This is a genomic window from Mesorhizobium sp. CA4 (assembly GCF_020165075.1).
Lineage (GTDB): Bacteria > Pseudomonadota > Alphaproteobacteria > Rhizobiales > Rhizobiaceae > Mesorhizobium.
Genome location: NZ_JAIUHK010000007.1, coordinates 105,537 through 120,295, shown reverse-complemented (window position 1 = coordinate 120,295; position 14,759 = coordinate 105,537). Strand labels below are relative to the sequence as shown.

15 protein-coding genes are annotated in these 14,759 nt (G+C 64.2%); 9 read left to right on the top strand and 6 right to left on the bottom strand.

The window, feature by feature from the left end:
* Positions 1–38: 38 nt before the first annotated feature.
* Complete coding sequence (locus LB528_RS08360) at positions 39–620, top strand: histidine phosphatase family protein (protein ID WP_224714494.1); 582 nt, start codon at positions 39–41, stop codon at positions 618–620.
* A 168-nt stretch (positions 621–788) separates the two neighbouring features.
* Here the strand turns inward: LB528_RS08360 and LB528_RS08355 are convergent, their stop codons facing one another.
* From LB528_RS08355 to LB528_RS08345, 3 genes are all read right to left on the bottom strand, one after another.
* Entirely contained in the window at positions 789–1,532 is a 744-nt protein-coding gene (locus tag LB528_RS08355; RefSeq protein WP_224714493.1) for a pseudouridine synthase, read from the bottom strand.
* 97 nt (positions 1,533–1,629) lie between these two features.
* A complete protein-coding gene (locus LB528_RS08350; protein WP_224714492.1) occupies positions 1,630–2,112 on the bottom strand; it encodes a hypothetical protein in 483 nt (160 codons plus the stop codon).
* A 116-nt stretch (positions 2,113–2,228) separates the two neighbouring features.
* Positions 2,229–2,669 (bottom strand): hypothetical protein, encoded by a 441-nt coding sequence (locus tag LB528_RS08345; RefSeq protein ID WP_224714491.1) that lies wholly within the window; start codon positions 2,667–2,669, stop codon positions 2,229–2,231.
* A gap of 306 nt (positions 2,670–2,975) precedes the next feature.
* Between LB528_RS08345 and LB528_RS08340 the strand changes: the two genes are divergently transcribed.
* Positions 2,976–3,995: an NAD-dependent epimerase gene (locus tag LB528_RS08340; protein ID WP_224714490.1), complete on the top strand. Its 1,020-nt coding sequence runs from the start codon at positions 2,976–2,978 to the stop codon at positions 3,993–3,995.
* A gap of 36 nt (positions 3,996–4,031) precedes the next feature.
* Here the strand turns inward: LB528_RS08340 and LB528_RS08335 are convergent, their stop codons facing one another.
* On the bottom strand, positions 4,032–5,342 hold the full coding sequence (locus LB528_RS08335) for an MFS transporter (protein WP_224714489.1): 1,311 nt from the start codon (positions 5,340–5,342) through the stop codon (positions 4,032–4,034).
* Positions 5,343–5,648: 306 nt separating this feature from the next.
* Here LB528_RS08335 and cyoA point away from each other — a divergent pair, with 306 nt between their 5' ends.
* The 7 genes from cyoA to LB528_RS08300 are packed head-to-tail and all read left to right on the top strand — an operon-like array spanning position 5,649 to position 12,526.
* Positions 5,649–6,830, top strand: coding sequence for a ubiquinol oxidase subunit II (cyoA, locus tag LB528_RS08330; RefSeq protein WP_224714488.1), 1,182 nt, complete (start codon positions 5,649–5,651; stop codon positions 6,828–6,830).
* A gap of 10 nt (positions 6,831–6,840) precedes the next feature.
* Positions 6,841–8,847 (top strand): cytochrome o ubiquinol oxidase subunit I, encoded by a 2,007-nt coding sequence (cyoB, locus tag LB528_RS08325; protein ID WP_224714487.1) that lies wholly within the window; start codon positions 6,841–6,843, stop codon positions 8,845–8,847.
* A gap of 2 nt (positions 8,848–8,849) precedes the next feature.
* Positions 8,850–9,476, top strand: coding sequence for a cytochrome o ubiquinol oxidase subunit III (cyoC, locus tag LB528_RS08320; protein WP_224714542.1), 627 nt, complete (start codon positions 8,850–8,852; stop codon positions 9,474–9,476).
* Positions 9,473–9,847, top strand: a complete 375-nt coding sequence (locus LB528_RS08315; RefSeq protein ID WP_224714486.1) for a cytochrome o ubiquinol oxidase subunit IV — start codon at positions 9,473–9,475, stop codon at positions 9,845–9,847. The genes cyoC and LB528_RS08315 overlap by 4 nt, the downstream gene beginning before the upstream one ends.
* A 53-nt stretch (positions 9,848–9,900) precedes the next feature.
* Positions 9,901–10,659, top strand: a complete 759-nt coding sequence (locus LB528_RS08310) for an SURF1 family protein (protein ID WP_224714485.1) — start codon at positions 9,901–9,903, stop codon at positions 10,657–10,659.
* Entirely contained in the window at positions 10,656–11,996 is a 1,341-nt protein-coding gene (locus LB528_RS08305) for an ATP-binding protein (protein ID WP_224714484.1), read from the top strand. The genes LB528_RS08310 and LB528_RS08305 overlap by 4 nt, the downstream gene beginning before the upstream one ends.
* Entirely contained in the window at positions 11,993–12,526 is a 534-nt protein-coding gene (locus LB528_RS08300) for a response regulator transcription factor (protein ID WP_224714483.1), read from the top strand. The genes LB528_RS08305 and LB528_RS08300 overlap by 4 nt, the downstream gene beginning before the upstream one ends.
* A gap of 15 nt (positions 12,527–12,541) precedes the next feature.
* On the opposite strand, the gene doeB is transcribed toward LB528_RS08300, so the two are convergent.
* Entirely contained in the window at positions 12,542–13,546 is a 1,005-nt protein-coding gene (gene doeB / locus LB528_RS08295; protein ID WP_224714482.1) for a N(2)-acetyl-L-2,4-diaminobutanoate deacetylase DoeB, read from the bottom strand.
* 4 nt (positions 13,547–13,550) lie between these two features.
* Positions 13,551–14,729: an ectoine hydrolase DoeA gene (gene doeA / locus LB528_RS08290; RefSeq protein WP_224512866.1), complete on the bottom strand. Its 1,179-nt coding sequence runs from the start codon at positions 14,727–14,729 to the stop codon at positions 13,551–13,553.
* Positions 14,730–14,759 lie beyond the last annotated feature (30 nt).

Sequence of the window (14,759 nt, the reverse complement as noted above, 5' to 3'; positions counted from 1 at the left end):
CGGATTCTCGGCGAAGCATTCAGCCGAGAGGGCGGTCGATGAGCAGCGTGTATCCCGAGATCTATCTTGTCCGTCATGGCGAGACCGAATGGAGCCTCTCGGGCAGGCACACCGGCCGCACCGATATCCCGCTGACGGCGAAAGGCGAGGAGGCCGCGCGCGCCGTTGCCGACCGGCTCAAGGGACTGACATTCCAGGCGATCTGGTCTAGCCCCTCGCAGCGCGCCTTCGACACCTGCCGGCTCGCCGGCTTCGGCGAGCGCGCGGTCAAGAAGCCGGACCTGCAGGAATGGGATTACGGCGCCTATGAAGGGGTGACGACCAAGGAGATCCTGTCCAGGCGACCCGGCTGGCAATTGTTTCGCGATGGCTGTCCGCAGGGCGAGACGGCTGCCGATGTCGGCGCCCGCGCCGATGCCATCGTCGCCGAGCTGCGCGCGGTTGCCGGCAATGTGCTCATCTTCTCCAGCTCGCATTTCCTGCGCGTGTTCGCCGCGCGCTGGGTCGGCCTGCCGCCGCAAGGTGGCGAGCACTTCGTGCTCGATACCGCCAGCCTCAGCATCCTGGGCTACGAGCACGATCTGACCGAGCCGGTCATCCGGCGGTGGAACCAGAAGTAGCGGCGCAGGCTCCCCCTCATCCGGCCGCTTCGCGGCTTCTCCTCCGGTGGAGAGAAGAGGCTGACTTCTGTGCCGGTGACCGCCTCTCCCCTTGGGGAGAGGTCGGATTGCGCCGAATTGCCTTTGCAATTCGGCTGGCAATCCGGGTGAGGGGGAGTGCCTGGCGCGTCAAGTCGACAAGATCGCCAGCTCCTCGCTCGTCAGATGCCGCGCCTTGCCCTTGGCAAGCTCGCCGAGCTGAAGGCCGCCGATCGCCACCCTGACCAGCCTCAGCACCTCGATGTCGAAAGCGCCGAGCAGCCTGCGGATCTGCCGGTTGCGTCCTTCGTCGAGCACGATCTCCAGCCAGGCTGTCCGGCCGCCGCTGCGCAACAGCGCGATCGAGCTTGCCGTGAGCAACTCGCCATCAACGACGGCCCCCTGACGAAATTGCTCCAGCATCGCCTCGTCGGCCGCGGCGGCGATCTGCACGTGATAGGTCTTATCGACATGCGAGGCGGGGTCGAGCAGTCCGTTCGCCCAGCGCGTGTCGTTGCTCAGCAAAAGCAACCCTTCGCTCGCTTTGTCAAGGCGGCCGACCGGCGACACGAAGGGCAGGTCGAGCCCTTCCAGGCAGTCATAGACCGTGCCGCGGCCTTCCGGGTCATCGCGGGTGGTGACCAGCCCGCGCGGCTTGTTGAGCATCAGATAGACCTTGCGCTCGGCGACGACGCGCTTGCCGTCGACACTGATGCTGTCGCGGTCGGGATCGATGCGCAGCAAGGCATCGCGCACCGTCTTGCCGGTTACTTGCACGCGCCCCTCGGCGACTAGATTCTCGGCCTGCGTGCGCGAGCAGAAGCCCATCTTGGAGAGCGCTCGGGCGAGGCTGACCTTTGGGGTTGCGGATCCTCTGTCGGGTTGGCGTGCCACTATCTTTCTCTTCGATCGCCTCAAAACGCCGCAACCGATGCCACGCTTGGCGAGATGGGCGCAAGCGGCTCCGTCACCTGCTTCGGGTCGTCCAACTTCACTCCTGCGGCGCGCTCAGCCGCCGGTAGCTGACTCCGTCGAATGTTGCCGTCACGAAGCTGTTGACCGACATGTTGCGCTTGCGCCCGTCGCTGCAGGCATAGAGCGGCCAGCCCGCCTCGCTGCACTCGCTGGCCATGCATATGCGGGTCACGCAGTTGCCGACCGTCAAGCGAAAGCCGCCTTTGCCGGCAAAGCCCTGCAGCAGGCTGCCGTCCGCCGAGCGCCATGTCCGTTGCTGGAATTCGGGCCGCAGCAGGCGAGGCTCGAGCGGCGCGGCCAAACCGGCCTGGGCCGCGGAGCCCGAATATTGAAGCCGGTAGCGCGCCATGCCGGTGGTGTATGCCGTGATAACGTCGGATTGGCCCGAATAGGCTGCGGCGAGGTCGGAGCGGTCGAAAAGATGGGATGCGCGCGGCTCCGCCCCTGACGGTCTCGTCAGGGCAGCGATGGCGACAAAAGCCAGGCAGACGCGCAACATCCCGATTTCCAGCAGCCAAACCCCATCCGGCGTGCCGGCTCGCCGGCTGCCTGCGCGTACAATCTTTCCAATCGGATTTTCGCGCAAGCGTCCGTTTCAGGGGCGGCTTTGCTTTGTCAGCTATTGGTGGCCGGCGGCAGCTCGAACAGGTGGGCGCCGTTCTCGCGCCCCCGGTCGACATAGCCGATCACGCGGAACCATTTCGCGACGTCGGGCCTGTCCAGCCAGCTGCGCGAATGGACCGGAAGGTTGCCGGCGAGCGCCTGGACATGGCGGATATGCCGCTTGCAGAAGCGGACCGTCGCGGCGTTGAAGAAATCCTCCCGCGCGGCAAAGAGCGTATCGGCGGCGTCCGCGTGCTCGTGCCAGGCGATGATCGCAACCGTCCTGTCGTCCTGCGCGAGCGCATGCGCCCGGCCTTCCTTCAGGTTCATCATCAGATTGTCATAGGCGCTTTTGCTGTCCTTGCCGGCCGCCACATATTCGTCCGACATTCGCTTGGACAGGCCGCGGAAAACATCTTCGAGATCTCCGACCGTCGCCGCGCGTGCTCTCATGTCTCCTCCTGACAGCCCGGGTAGCAGTTTGCCTCAAGGAACAGGGATCACCAAGAAAACCAAATCCCCGCTCCGGGCTGTGCGCGCAATCTCATTCCGTGCGGAAGGGGGTCGACCACTGATCACGCTCGCATATCAGCGCCGGCTTGAGATCACATTTCCGCCTGCCTTACCATGGTGGAAACGGCCGGGCGGGGCGGCATCATTGGAGCGGCGGAAGAAAGCGTATCGTTGAATTCATCGCCAGCCTGCCATACAAGTTGCAAGCTTTCGACTGGCCTTGGACTGCAGCGTTAGGGGTATGCATTGACGTCGAGCAGGCCGATCCTGATCACCGGCGCAGCCGGCTTCATAGGGTTTCACCTTTGCCAGAAGCTGCTCGCCGAAGGCCGGCAGGTTGTCGGCCTCGATTCCATGAGCGAGTATTACGACGTCACGCTCAAACAGGCGCGGCTGGAGCGGCTGAAAGGATTCGCCAACTTTCGTTTCGAGCATGTCGATCTCGCCGACCGCGATGGCATCTCGGCGGTCTTTGCCTCGGCCGCGCCGGAGATCGTCGTCAATCTCGCTGCGCAGGCGGGCGTCCGCTATTCGCTGATCAATCCGCATGTCTACGCCCAAAGCAATCTCAACGGCTTCCTCAACATCCTGGAAGGGTGCCGGCAGGCCTCGGTCGGCCATCTCGTCTATGCATCGTCGAGCTCGATCTATGGCGGCAGCGCCCGCATGCCGTTCTCGGTGCATGATTCCGCCGACCATCCCCTCAGCCTCTATGCCGCCAGCAAGAAGGCGAACGAGCTGATGGCCCACACCTACAGCCATCTGTTCGGGCTGCCGACAACGGGCTTGCGCTTCTTCACCGTCTACGGTCCGTGGGGACGGCCCGACATGGCTTTGTTCATCTTCACCAAGGCCATCCTCGCCGGCCAGCCGATCGACGTCTTCAACCATGGCAACATGCAGCGCGATTTCACTTATATCGACGACATCGTCGAGGGGGTGGTCCGCGTCATGCATCATCCCGCGACGCCCAATCCCGATTGGACAAATGCCGCGCCGGATCCCGCGACAAGCAATGCACCGTTCAGGATCCACAATATCGGCGACAGCTCGCCCGTTGAGCTGAACCGGCTGATCGACGTGCTGGAAGGAGCGCTTGGGCGCAAAGCCATCCGCAATATGATGCCGCTCCAGCCGGGCGACGTGCCGGCAACTTTCGCCGACGTGACCTCGCTCGAAGAGGTGACCGGCTTCAAGCCCAGCATCCCGATCGAGATCGGCGTCCCGCGCTTCGTGGAATGGTATCGGGATTTTTACCAGGTCTGATCGCAGGTAGCCGCTGCAAACGAGCTCGCCGCTCGTTCAGTCGGCCCGGCGTGCCTGCCTGTCGATCCAAAGCGCGATCAGCGTGCAGGCGGCGCCCGAAAGCAGGTAAGCGCCGGCGGCGATAAGGCCGAAAGTACCGGCCAGCAGCAACGCGGCAAGCGGCGCGAAGCCGGCGCCGAACATCCAGGCGAGGTCCGACGTCACGGCCGAGCCCGTATAGCGGTGCCGGCGCGAGAAGCTCGATGCGACGACGCCCGAGGATTGCCCGAAGCTTAGGCCCAGCAGGATGAAGCCCAGCACCATGAACACCGTCTCGCCGACGGTGCCGCCGTTGAGAAGCTGCGGGGCAAAGCCGCTGAATGCGGCGATGGCCACGGCTCCGCCGCCGAGAAGGGCGCGCCGTCCGACGCGGTCGGCCAGCGGGCCTGATGCGACGATCGCCGCGATGCCGAACAGCGCGCTCACCGCCTCGATGACCAGGAAACGCTCCGGCCCTTCATTGGTGAACAGGAACACCCAGGACAGCGGGAACACCGTCACCATGTGGAACAGGGCGAAGCTCGCCAGCGGCGCGAAGGCGCCGACGACGACGTTACGGCCTTCCGTGCGGATCATGTCTCTGATGCGGGTCGGCTGCAGGTCGCCGCTCTCATAGAGTTTCGAGAACTCGGGCGTCACCACGATGCGCAGCCTGGCAAACAGCGCCACCACATTGATGGCGAATGCGACGAAGAAGGGATAGCGCCAGCCCCAGGCGAAGAAGTCTTCGGCCGAGAGGTTGGCAACGAAGAAGGCAAACAGCGAGCTGGCCACGATGAGGCCGATCGGCGCGCCGAGCTGCGGGATCATCGCATAGATGCCGCGCCGGTTCTGCGGCGCATTCAGCGCCAGGAGCGAGGGCAGTCCGTCCCATGTCCCGCCGAGCGCCAGGCCCTGCAGGAAGCGGGTGAGCGCCAGCAGCCAGGCGGCGACCGCGCCGACATCCTCATAGGAGGGCAGGAACGCCATGGCGACCGTCGAGGTGCCGAGCAGGAACAGCGCGATCGTCAGCTTCGCGCCGCGGCCATAGGCGCGGTCGATCGCCATGAACAGCACGGTGCCGAACGGGCGCGCGATGAAGGCCAGCGCGAAGATGGCGAAGGAATAGAGCGTCCCCACCAGCGGGTCGTGCGTTGGAAACACAAGCTTGGGGAACACGATCACGGAAGCGATCGCGTAGACGAAGAAATCGAAGAATTCCGACGTCCTGCCGATGATCACGCCGACCGCAATATCGCCCGCGCTGACCTGGCCGTGATGCGAGCCGATCAGCCTGCTGTCAGTATCGCCAGTCGAAGTTTCAGCCATCTCGTCCGTCGCCACCGAGCTCAAGTTCGGAACGCGATTGTCGTCCCGATGCGATGTTGCCGTCATCCAGATGCGACGCTGTCGTCATCCAGATGCGATCTTGTGGTCATCCAGATGCGACATTGTCGTCATCCAGATGCGATGTTGTCGTCATCCAATTATGCGTGCACACTTTCGCCAAAGCCATAGCAATCCGGCATTGGACAAATTGTCCAATGTCGTCGCCGTGACGGCGGCAGTAGCCGTTGGTCATATCGCATCGCAACCTGCAAAGACCTGCTGCAGGCCCATCGAGGGCAGCGTTTGATGAAACGATCCGGAGCCTTGCTTCTTTTTCCGCTGGCCGTGCTGCTCAGCGGCTGCGACTTCGTCGTGCTGGCGCCCGCGGGCGACGTGGCAGTGCAGCAGCGCGACCTGCTCGTCGTCTCGACCCTGCTGATGCTGCTCATCATCCTGCCCGTCATGGCGCTGACCGTGCTGTTTGCCTGGCGCTACCGGCAATCCAGCACCACGGCGACCTATACGCCGGACTGGGACCATTCGACCAAGCTGGAACTGGTGATCTGGGCCGCTCCCCTGCTCGTCATCATATGCCTCGGGGCGCTCACCTGGCTCGGCACGCATCTGCTCGATCCCTATCGGCGCATCGACCGGATCGAGGCTGGACAGCCGGTCACGCAGAACCACAAGCCGCTTAAGGTTGAGGTCGTCGCGCTCGATTGGAAATGGCTCTTCATCTATCCGGATTACGGCATTGCCTCCGTCAACGAGCTGGCGGCGCCGCTCAACCAGCCGATCGACTTCCGCATCACCTCCTCCACGGTGATGAACTCCTTCTACATTCCGGCCCTTGCCGGGCAGATCTACGCCATGCCCGGCATGGAGACCAAGCTGCACGCCGTCATCAACAGGCCGGGCACCTATACCGGCTTCTCGGCTAACTACAGCGGCGCCGGCTTCTCCGGCATGCGTTTTGCGTTCCACGGCCTCTCCGACCAGGCCTTCGGCGAGTGGGTGGCGCAGACCAAAAACGCTCAAGCTACGCTCAGTCGCGAGACCTATCTCGAGCTCGAACGTCCGAGCGAGAACGAGCCGGTCCGCCACTATGCCTCCGTCGATCCCGACCTCTATGGCGCGATCCTCAATCTGTGCGTCGAGCGCGCCAAGATGTGCATGAACGAGATGATGTCGATCGACGCCAAGGGCGGCCTTGGCCTGGCCGGCGTGCGCAACACCCTGCCGCTGCAATATGACAAGCTTGCGCGGCGCGGGGCGGTGTTCGGCAACGATCCGTCCTATGTAGCAAGCATCTGCACGGCGGAGGAGGCGGCTGCCGCTTCGCGCGCGGCCCGTAGTGACGATGACAGGAGCTGGCCGCTCAGGGACCTGTCCCCGCTGCGCGGCGTTGGCCTGCTCGCGCCCGGCGCCGGCAGCCGCCGAGCCGACGCCGGCGCGCCGTCGCTCGGCCTGCTGCGCTTCGAATTGTGAGGGATCGCGGATGCCTGAGTCGCTGACCAAATTCATCTTCGGCCGCCTCACTCTGGAGTCGCTGCCGCTGCACGAGCCGATCGTCGTCGTCACCTTCATGGTGGTGGCGTTCGGCGGCCTCGCGGTGCTCGGCGCGGTCACCTATTTCAAGCTTTGGGGCTATCTGTGGCGCGAGTGGTTCACCAGCGTCGACCACAAGAAGATCGGCATCATGTACATGGCGCTCGGCCTCGTCATGCTTTTGCGCGGCTTCTCCGATGCCATCATGATGCGCCTGCAGCAGGCCATCGCCTTCAACGGCTCCGAGGGCTATCTCAACGCTCATCATTACGACCAGATCTTCACCGCCCACGGCGTAATCATGATCTTCTTCGTGGCGATGCCATTCGTCACCGGGCTGATGAACTTCGTCGTGCCGCTGCAGATCGGCGCGCGCGACGTCTCCTTCCCCTTCCTCAACAATTTCAGCTTCTGGATGACGGTCGGCGGCGCCATACTGGTGATGGCCTCGCTGTTCGTCGGCGAGTTCGCCCGTACCGGCTGGCTGGCCTATCCGCCGCTCTCGGGCATCAACTACAGTCCCGATGTCGGCGTCGATTATTACATATGGGCGCTGCAGGTGGCGGGTGTCGGAACGACCTTGTCCGGCATCAACCTGATCTGCACCATCATCAAGATGCGCGCCCCCGGCATGACCATGATGCGCATGCCCGTCTTCACCTGGACCTCGCTCTGCACCAACGTGCTGATCGTGGCGTCCTTCCCGGTGCTGACGGCGGTGCTCACGCTGCTCGCGCTCGACCGCTATGTCGGCACCAACTTCTTCACCAACGACTTCGGCGGCAACCCGATGATGTATGTGAACCTCATCTGGATATGGGGCCACCCCGAGGTCTACATCCTCATCTTGCCGCTGTTCGGCGTCTTCTCCGAGGTCACCTCGACCTTCTCCGGCAAGCGCCTGTTCGGCTACACCTCGATGGTCTACGCCACGGTGGTCATCACGATCCTGTCCTATCTCGTCTGGCTGCACCACTTCTTCACCATGGGCTCCGGCGCCAGCGTCAATTCCTTCTTCGGCATCACCACGATGATCATCTCGATCCCGACCGGGGCGAAGATATTCAACTGGCTATTCACCATGTATCGCGGCCGCATCCGCTTCGAGCTGCCGATGATGTGGACGGTGGCCTTCATGCTCACCTTCGTCGTCGGCGGCATGACCGGCGTGCTGCTTGCGGTGCCGCCGGCCGACTTCGTGCTGCACAACAGCCTGTTCCTGATCGCGCATTTCCACAACGTCATCATCGGCGGCGTGCTGTTCGGCCTGTTCGCGGGCATCGCCTATTGGTGGCCCAAGGCCTTCGGCTTCAAGCTCGATCCGTTCTGGGGCAAGGTCTCGTTCTGGTGCTGGGTGCTCGGCTTCTGGTTCGCCTTCATGCCGCTCTACATCCTCGGCCTGATGGGCGTGACGCGCCGCATGCGCGTGTTCGACGATCCCTCAATGCAGATCTGGTTCGTGATCGCCGCCTTCGGCGCGGCGCTGATCGCCTGCGGCATCGCCGCCTTCCTAGTTCAGATCTTCGTCTCCATCCGCAAGCGGGCCGAGCTGGTCGATGTCACCGGCGATCCGTGGGACGGCCGCACGCTCGAATGGTCCACGTCCTCGCCGCCGCCGGCCTACAATTTCGCCTTCACCCCCATCATCCGCGACAACGACGCCTGGTGGGACATGAAGAAGGCCGGCTACCGGCGCCCGCTCTCCGGCTTCAGGCCGATCCATATGCCGAAAGACACCGGCACAGGGGTGATCCTCGCCGCCTTCAGCGTCGCGCTGGGCTTCGGCCTGATCTGGTACATATGGTGGCTGGCGGCGCTGAGCTTCGTCTGCCTGATCGCCACCGCGATCGGCCATACCTTCAACTATCATCGCGACTTCGACATCCCGGCGTCCGAGGTCGCCCAAACGGAAGAGGCGAGGACGACGCTCCTCGTCGCTGAGGGGGCTAGGGCTTGAGCATGGCATCGACGGCGATCACGGCCGGCTCAGAGCCGGTCTTCCACCTGGACGAGGAGCATGCGCACGCCGAAGGCGGCAGCACCATGCTCGGCTTCTGGCTCTATCTGATGAGCGACTGCCTGATCTTCGCCATGCTGTTCGCGGCCTTTGGCGTGCTCGGCGGCAACTACGCGGCGGGTCCGGCGCCGAAGGACCTGTTCGATCTCGGTCTGGTGGCGGTCAACACCACCATGCTGCTCCTGTCCTCGATCACCTATGGCTTTGCCATGTTGACCATGGACAAGGGTCGCGTCGGCGCGACGCAAGGCTGGCTCGCGGTGACCATGCTGTTCGGCCTGGCGTTCCTCTCCATCGAGCTCTACGAATTCGCGCATATGATCCATGAAGGCGCGACGCCGCAGCGCAGCGCGTTTCTGTCGTCCTTTTTCACGCTGGTCGGCACGCACGGCCTGCACGTCACCTTCGGCATCGTCTGGATGCTGACACTGATGGTACAGGTCGCGCGATACGGCCTCATCAAGGCCAACCGCCGCCGGCTTATGTGCCTCTCGATGTTCTGGCACTTCCTGGACATCGTCTGGATCGGCGTCTTCACCTTCGTCTATCTGATGGGGATGCTCAGATGAGCGCTCATGATCATGCCGATCACGACCACACCCATGGCGGCGCCGCGCACGGGTCGCTGAAGGGCTATCTGATCGGTTTCGTCCTGTCGGTGATTCTCACCGCCATCCCGTTCTGGATGGTCATGACCGGCGCCATCGACAACAAGCAGGCCACGGCCATCATCATCATGGCCTTCGCGGTGGTGCAGATCGTGGTGCACATGGTCTTCTTCCTGCATATGAACCCCGCCTCGGAAGGCGGATGGTCGATGCTGGCGCTCATTTTCACGGTCATCCTCGTCGTCATCGTGCTGAGCGGCTCGCTCTGGGTGATGTACCACCTCAACGCCAACATGATGCCCGGGCTCCACGAGATGCGGGAGATGCCATGAATCCCATTTCGGGCGCGTCGGGCGCGGGGAGGGCTAGCGTAGAGGCAACGGACATGACCGGCCGGTCAGGTATCGGCTCTCATGCGGCCTCGAAGGGTTCCGCGTCGCGATTCTTGCTTGCGCTGCTTGGGCTTCTCGGTGTCCTGGTGTTTCTCGGGCTCGGCATCTGGCAGCTGGAAAGGCGGGTCTGGAAGCTCGACCTGATCGCCCGCGTCGACCAGCGCGTCCATGCTCCGGTCGTCGATGCGCCCGGCCCGCAGGACTGGAGCAGGTTGAGCGCGCCGGACTACGAATATCGCCATGTGCGCCTGGCCGGGCATTTCCTCGGGGGCGCCAACACGCTGGTGCAGGCGGTGACCGAGCTTGGCGGCGGCTATTGGGTGCTGGCGCCGATGCGCAGCGACCGCGGTTTCACGGTCCTCGTCAACCGCGGCTTCATCCCGCAGGAGCGCAAGACGGAGTTCGAGCGGGAGAATGCCGCGCTCACCCCACCGGCGCCGGTAGACGGGCTGCTGCGCATCAGCGAGCCCGGCGGCGGTTTCCTGCGCAGCAACGATCCCGCTGTCGATCGCTGGTATTCGCGCGACATCGATGCCATCGCCAAGGCACGCGGCCTGACCGACGTCGCGCCCTATTTTGTCGATGCCGAGGCCTCCGGCGCTGCTGGCTGGCCGCGCGGCGGGCTCACCGTCGTCACCTTTCGCAACAGCCATCTGATCTATGCCTTGACCTGGTTTGCCCTGGCAGGGATGCTGGCGGTGGCGCTTGCCAGGCAGGCCCCCGGCCGCCCCCAGCGGGAAGCGCCGAGATGAGCATCTCGATAGCCAGGCCCCATCGCGACAAGCCGTTCCTGACGGTTCCTCCGACTGGGCAGGGAGCCTCGAACGCCGACGTCACGAATAGGAAGAACCTGCTCCTGCTCATCCAGCTGCGCTGGCTGGCGGTGGCGGGGCAGGTGCTGACCATCCTGGTGACGCAATACTGGTTCGCCATCCCGCTGCCGCTCACCGAGATGGCGGGCGTGGTGCTTTTCCTCGTCGGGCTCAACATCTTCAGCCTGCTCGCCCTGCGCGGCAACCGCCGCATCTCCAACGCGCAGCTCTTCGTCGCGCTGATCTTCGACATGGCGGCGCTGACGACGCAGCTTTACCTGAGCGGCGGCGCCTCGAATCCTTTCGTGTCGCTCTATCTGTTGCAGATCACGCTCGGCGCCGCGCTGCTGGCCCCATGGTCGACCTGGCTCCTGGTGGTGGCGGCCTCGGCCTGCTTCATCTTCCTCATCTTCGTTTTCCAGCCGATCGCGCTCCCGCATCATGGCGGCAGCGATCTCCTGGCGCTGCATCTGCGCGGCATGTTCATCTGCTTCGTGCTCGCGGCCGGGCTAATCGTGATCTTCATGACGCGCATCAACCGCAATCTGCGCGAACGCGATGCCTATCTCGCCGACCTGCGCCAGCGTTCGGCCGAGGAAGATCACATCGTGCGCATGGGGCTGCTGGCCTCGGGTGCCGCGCATGAACTGGGCACACCGCTCTCGACCATATCGGTCATCCTGTCCGACTGGCGCCAGATGCGCGGCGTCAGGCGCAACCGCGAGCTTTCCGAGGACGTGGCCGAGATGCAGGCGCAGATCGAACGCTGCAAAGGCATCGTCACGGGCATTCTCATGTCCTCCGGCCAGGCGCGGGGCGAGGGCACCATCCGCACCACGATCCGCCGGTTCCTCGACGATCTCGTCGAGGAATGGCGCGTCAGCCGCCAGCCTATCAAGCTGGACTACGGCAATGGTTTCGAGCCGGACGAGCCGATCGTGTCCGACACGGCGCTGAAACAAGTGATCTTCAATGTGCTCGACAATGCGCAGGAAGCATCGCACGATTGGGTCGGCATCACTGCCGAGCGGCAGGATGAGAAGCTGGTGCTCTCCGTCGAGGATCGCGGCCCGGGTTTCGACAAGGATATTCTGGCAACGCTCGGCCAGCCCTATATGTCGAGCAAGGGGCGTCCGGGCGGCGGCCTGGGCCTCTTCCTGGTGTTCAACGTGGTGCGCAAGCTCGGCGGCGACGTTTCGGCGCGCAACATGGCGGAGGGCGCCTGCGTTACCCTTTCGCTGCCGCTGGCGGCGCTGACCGATGGAGGCGATTCGTGAAGCCTGATCGATCCTTGTTTATTGTCGAGGACGACGCGACTTTCGCGCGGACGCTCAAACGCTCGTTTGAAAAGCGCGACTACGACGTCGTGGTCTGCCACGACCGCGAGGCGCTGCTGGTCGCGCTGGAAACGGTGGTTCCGGCCGCCGCCGTCGTCGATCTCAAGCTCGGAGCGGGATCGGGGCTCGAATGTGTCAAGCTGCTCGGCGCCCGCAATCCGTCGATGCGCATCGTGGTGCTGACGGGATTTGCCAGCATCGCCACGGCGGTCGAGGCGATCAAGCTCGGCGCCTGCCATTATCTGGCCAAGCCTGCCAACACCGATGACATCGAAGCCGCCTTCGGCCGTGCCGAGGGCGATGTCTCGGTTGCGCTCACCAGCCGCCCCACCTCGATCAAGAATCTCGAATGGGAGCGCATCCACGAAACGCTGGTCGAGACCGGCTTCAACATCTCCGAAACCGCGCGCCGGCTCGGCCTGCACCGGCGCACGCTCGCCCGCAAGCTCGAGAAGCGCGTGGTGCAGTAGGGCGCCGCGCCAGGATTATTCCCGAACGGCCACGGCCAGCACCGAGACACAGTCGCCCGCCTTGACCAGGCCCGGGAAGTGACGCGCGGCGAGCAGCCCCGACATCCTGGCCCTGATCTCCTGCGGCGCCTGCCCGGTGCGGCCGACCGGATGGATGCGCGCGACAACCTGGCCGTCCTCAACTGGTTCGCCGAGATCGACCATCGTCTCGATCATGCCGTCATCCTCAGCGAAGGCGAAGCAGTCGCCCGACGGCATGTCGAGCCATTGAGTTCTGTCCTTCTCGATCGCACCATCGACGATGCCGGCGTGGCGCAGCACGTTGAGGATGCCGCGCCGGGCGATGCGTACGGTTTCGGCGCGCGAGGTTCCGCCGCCGCCGAGCTCGGTGGTGACGAAGACTTTGCCCATCTCCTCGGCGGCCGTGTCATACATGCCGACCGCGTCAATCTCGGTCATGCGCATGGAGAACGGCGCAGAGAAAGCCGCGACCGCGGCGAAGGCCTTTTTCTCCTGCGCTTTGTCCGGCAACGTGTGCGCCGCGCAGAACGGCACGAAATCCAGCGTTTTGCCGCCCGAGTGGAAGTCGAAGACGACGTCCGCGCGCGGTAGCAACTCGCGCTGGAAATAGTCGGCGATCTTCTCCGTCACCGTGCCGTCCGGCCGCCCAGGGAAAGAGCGGTTCATGTTGCCCTTGTCGATCGGCGAGGTGCGCGTGCCGGCGCGGAACGCCGGATAGTTCATCGCCGGCACGATGATGACCGTGCCGGAGACATTTTTCGGATCGAGGGTGCGGGCGAGTTCGTAAAGCGCCAGCGGCCCCTCATACTCGTCGCCGTGATTGCCGCCGGTGAGCAGCGCCGTCGAGCCCTTGCCGTTGCGCACGACACAGACCGGGATCATCACAGAGCCCCAGGCGGAATCGTCCCGGCTGTAGGGCAGGCGCAGGAAGCCGTGCTGGACGCCGTCGCGCTCGAAGTCGACGGTCGGCGCGATCGGCGACGGACGCAAAGCGGACATCGGCTCAGTCCTTCACGAACAGCTTGCGCGGCACATTGGCCAGGCACTCGACGCCGGTGTCGGTGATCAGGATCGACTCGGTGATCTCCAGACCCATCGTCTCCAGCCACAGTCCAGTCATGAAATGGAAGGTCATGCCGGGTTTGAGCTCGGTGCGGTCGCCGGGGCGCAGGCTCATGGTGCGCTCGCCCCAGTCCGGCGGATAGGAAAGACCGATCGAGTAGCCGGTGCGGTTGTCCTTGACGATGCCGTACTTTTTCAAGATGGCGAAGAAGGCATTGGCGATGTCCTCGCAGGCATTGCCCGGCTTGGCGGCGGCCAGACCTGCTTCCATGCCCTCAAGTGTGGCCTTCTCGGCATCGAGGAACGCCTGCGTCGGCTTGCCGAGGAAGACAGTGCGCGACAGCGGGCAGTGGTAGCGGTTGTAGCAGCCGGCGATCTCGAAGAATGTGCCTTCGTTCACCTTCATCGGCTTGTCGTCCCAGGTGAGATGCGGCGCCGAGGCGTCCGCTCCCGACGGCAAGAGCGGCACGATCGCCGGATAGTCGCCGCCGATGCCGGCGACGCCGCGGGTGCCGGCATCGTAGATCTCGGCGACCAGGTCGCATTTGCGCATGCCGACCTCTATTTTGTCGACGATGCGCTGGTGCATCGCCTCGACGATGCGGGCGGCCTTGCGCATATAGTCGATCTCGGTCGGGCTCTTCACCGCGCGCTGCCAGTTGACCAGCGCCGTGGCGTCGGCGAAACGGGCGTTGGGCAGGTGCTTCTGCAGCGACGCGAAAGCGGCGGCAGAAAACCAGTAATTGTCCATCTCGACGCCGATGCTCAGCTTGTCCCAGCCGCGCTCGGCCAGCACGCTGGCGAGGTAATCCATCGGATGCCGCTCGGTCGACTGCACATAATGGTCGGCGTAGCCGATGATGTTGTCATGCGCGAGATAGGCGGTGCGCTTGGCGCCGTTGGCGTCCTGGCCGCGGCCGTACCAGACAGGCTCGCCGGAAGGCGGCACGATGACGGCCTGATGCACATAGAATGACCAGCCGTCATAGCCCGTCAGCCAGGCCATGTTGGAAGGATCGCTGACGATCAGCAGATCGACGCCTTTAGCCTCCATGGCTTTTCGCGTCTTGGCGAGGCGATCGGCAAATTCGCTCCGCGAGAATTTCAGGTTTGGCTGCATTTTGTTGTCCTCGTTTGTTGGGCCTGGCGG

Excerpts from the sequence above, each read along its gene's own strand:
- LB528_RS08360 (WP_224714494.1), top strand. The coding sequence starts at position 39 with ATGAGCAGCGTGTATCCCGAGATCTATCTTGTCCGTCATGGCGAGACC.
- LB528_RS08350 (WP_224714492.1), bottom strand. The coding sequence starts at position 2,112 with ATGTTGCGCGTCTGCCTGGCTTTTGTCGCCATCGCTGCCCTGACGAGA.
- LB528_RS08345 (WP_224714491.1), bottom strand. The coding sequence starts at position 2,669 with ATGAGAGCACGCGCGGCGACGGTCGGAGATCTCGAAGATGTTTTCCGC.
- LB528_RS08335 (WP_224714489.1), bottom strand. The coding sequence starts at position 5,342 with ATGGCTGAAACTTCGACTGGCGATACTGACAGCAGGCTGATCGGCTCG.
- cyoA (WP_224714488.1), top strand. The coding sequence starts at position 5,649 with ATGAAACGATCCGGAGCCTTGCTTCTTTTTCCGCTGGCCGTGCTGCTC.
- cyoB (WP_224714487.1), top strand. The coding sequence starts at position 6,841 with ATGCCTGAGTCGCTGACCAAATTCATCTTCGGCCGCCTCACTCTGGAG.
- cyoC (WP_224714542.1), top strand. The coding sequence starts at position 8,850 with ATGGCATCGACGGCGATCACGGCCGGCTCAGAGCCGGTCTTCCACCTG.
- LB528_RS08315 (WP_224714486.1), top strand. The coding sequence starts at position 9,473 with ATGAGCGCTCATGATCATGCCGATCACGACCACACCCATGGCGGCGCC.
- LB528_RS08310 (WP_224714485.1), top strand. The coding sequence starts at position 9,901 with ATGACCGGCCGGTCAGGTATCGGCTCTCATGCGGCCTCGAAGGGTTCC.
- LB528_RS08305 (WP_224714484.1), top strand. The coding sequence starts at position 10,656 with ATGAGCATCTCGATAGCCAGGCCCCATCGCGACAAGCCGTTCCTGACG.
- doeB (WP_224714482.1), bottom strand. The coding sequence starts at position 13,546 with ATGTCCGCTTTGCGTCCGTCGCCGATCGCGCCGACCGTCGACTTCGAG.
- doeA (WP_224512866.1), bottom strand. The coding sequence starts at position 14,729 with ATGCAGCCAAACCTGAAATTCTCGCGGAGCGAATTTGCCGATCGCCTC.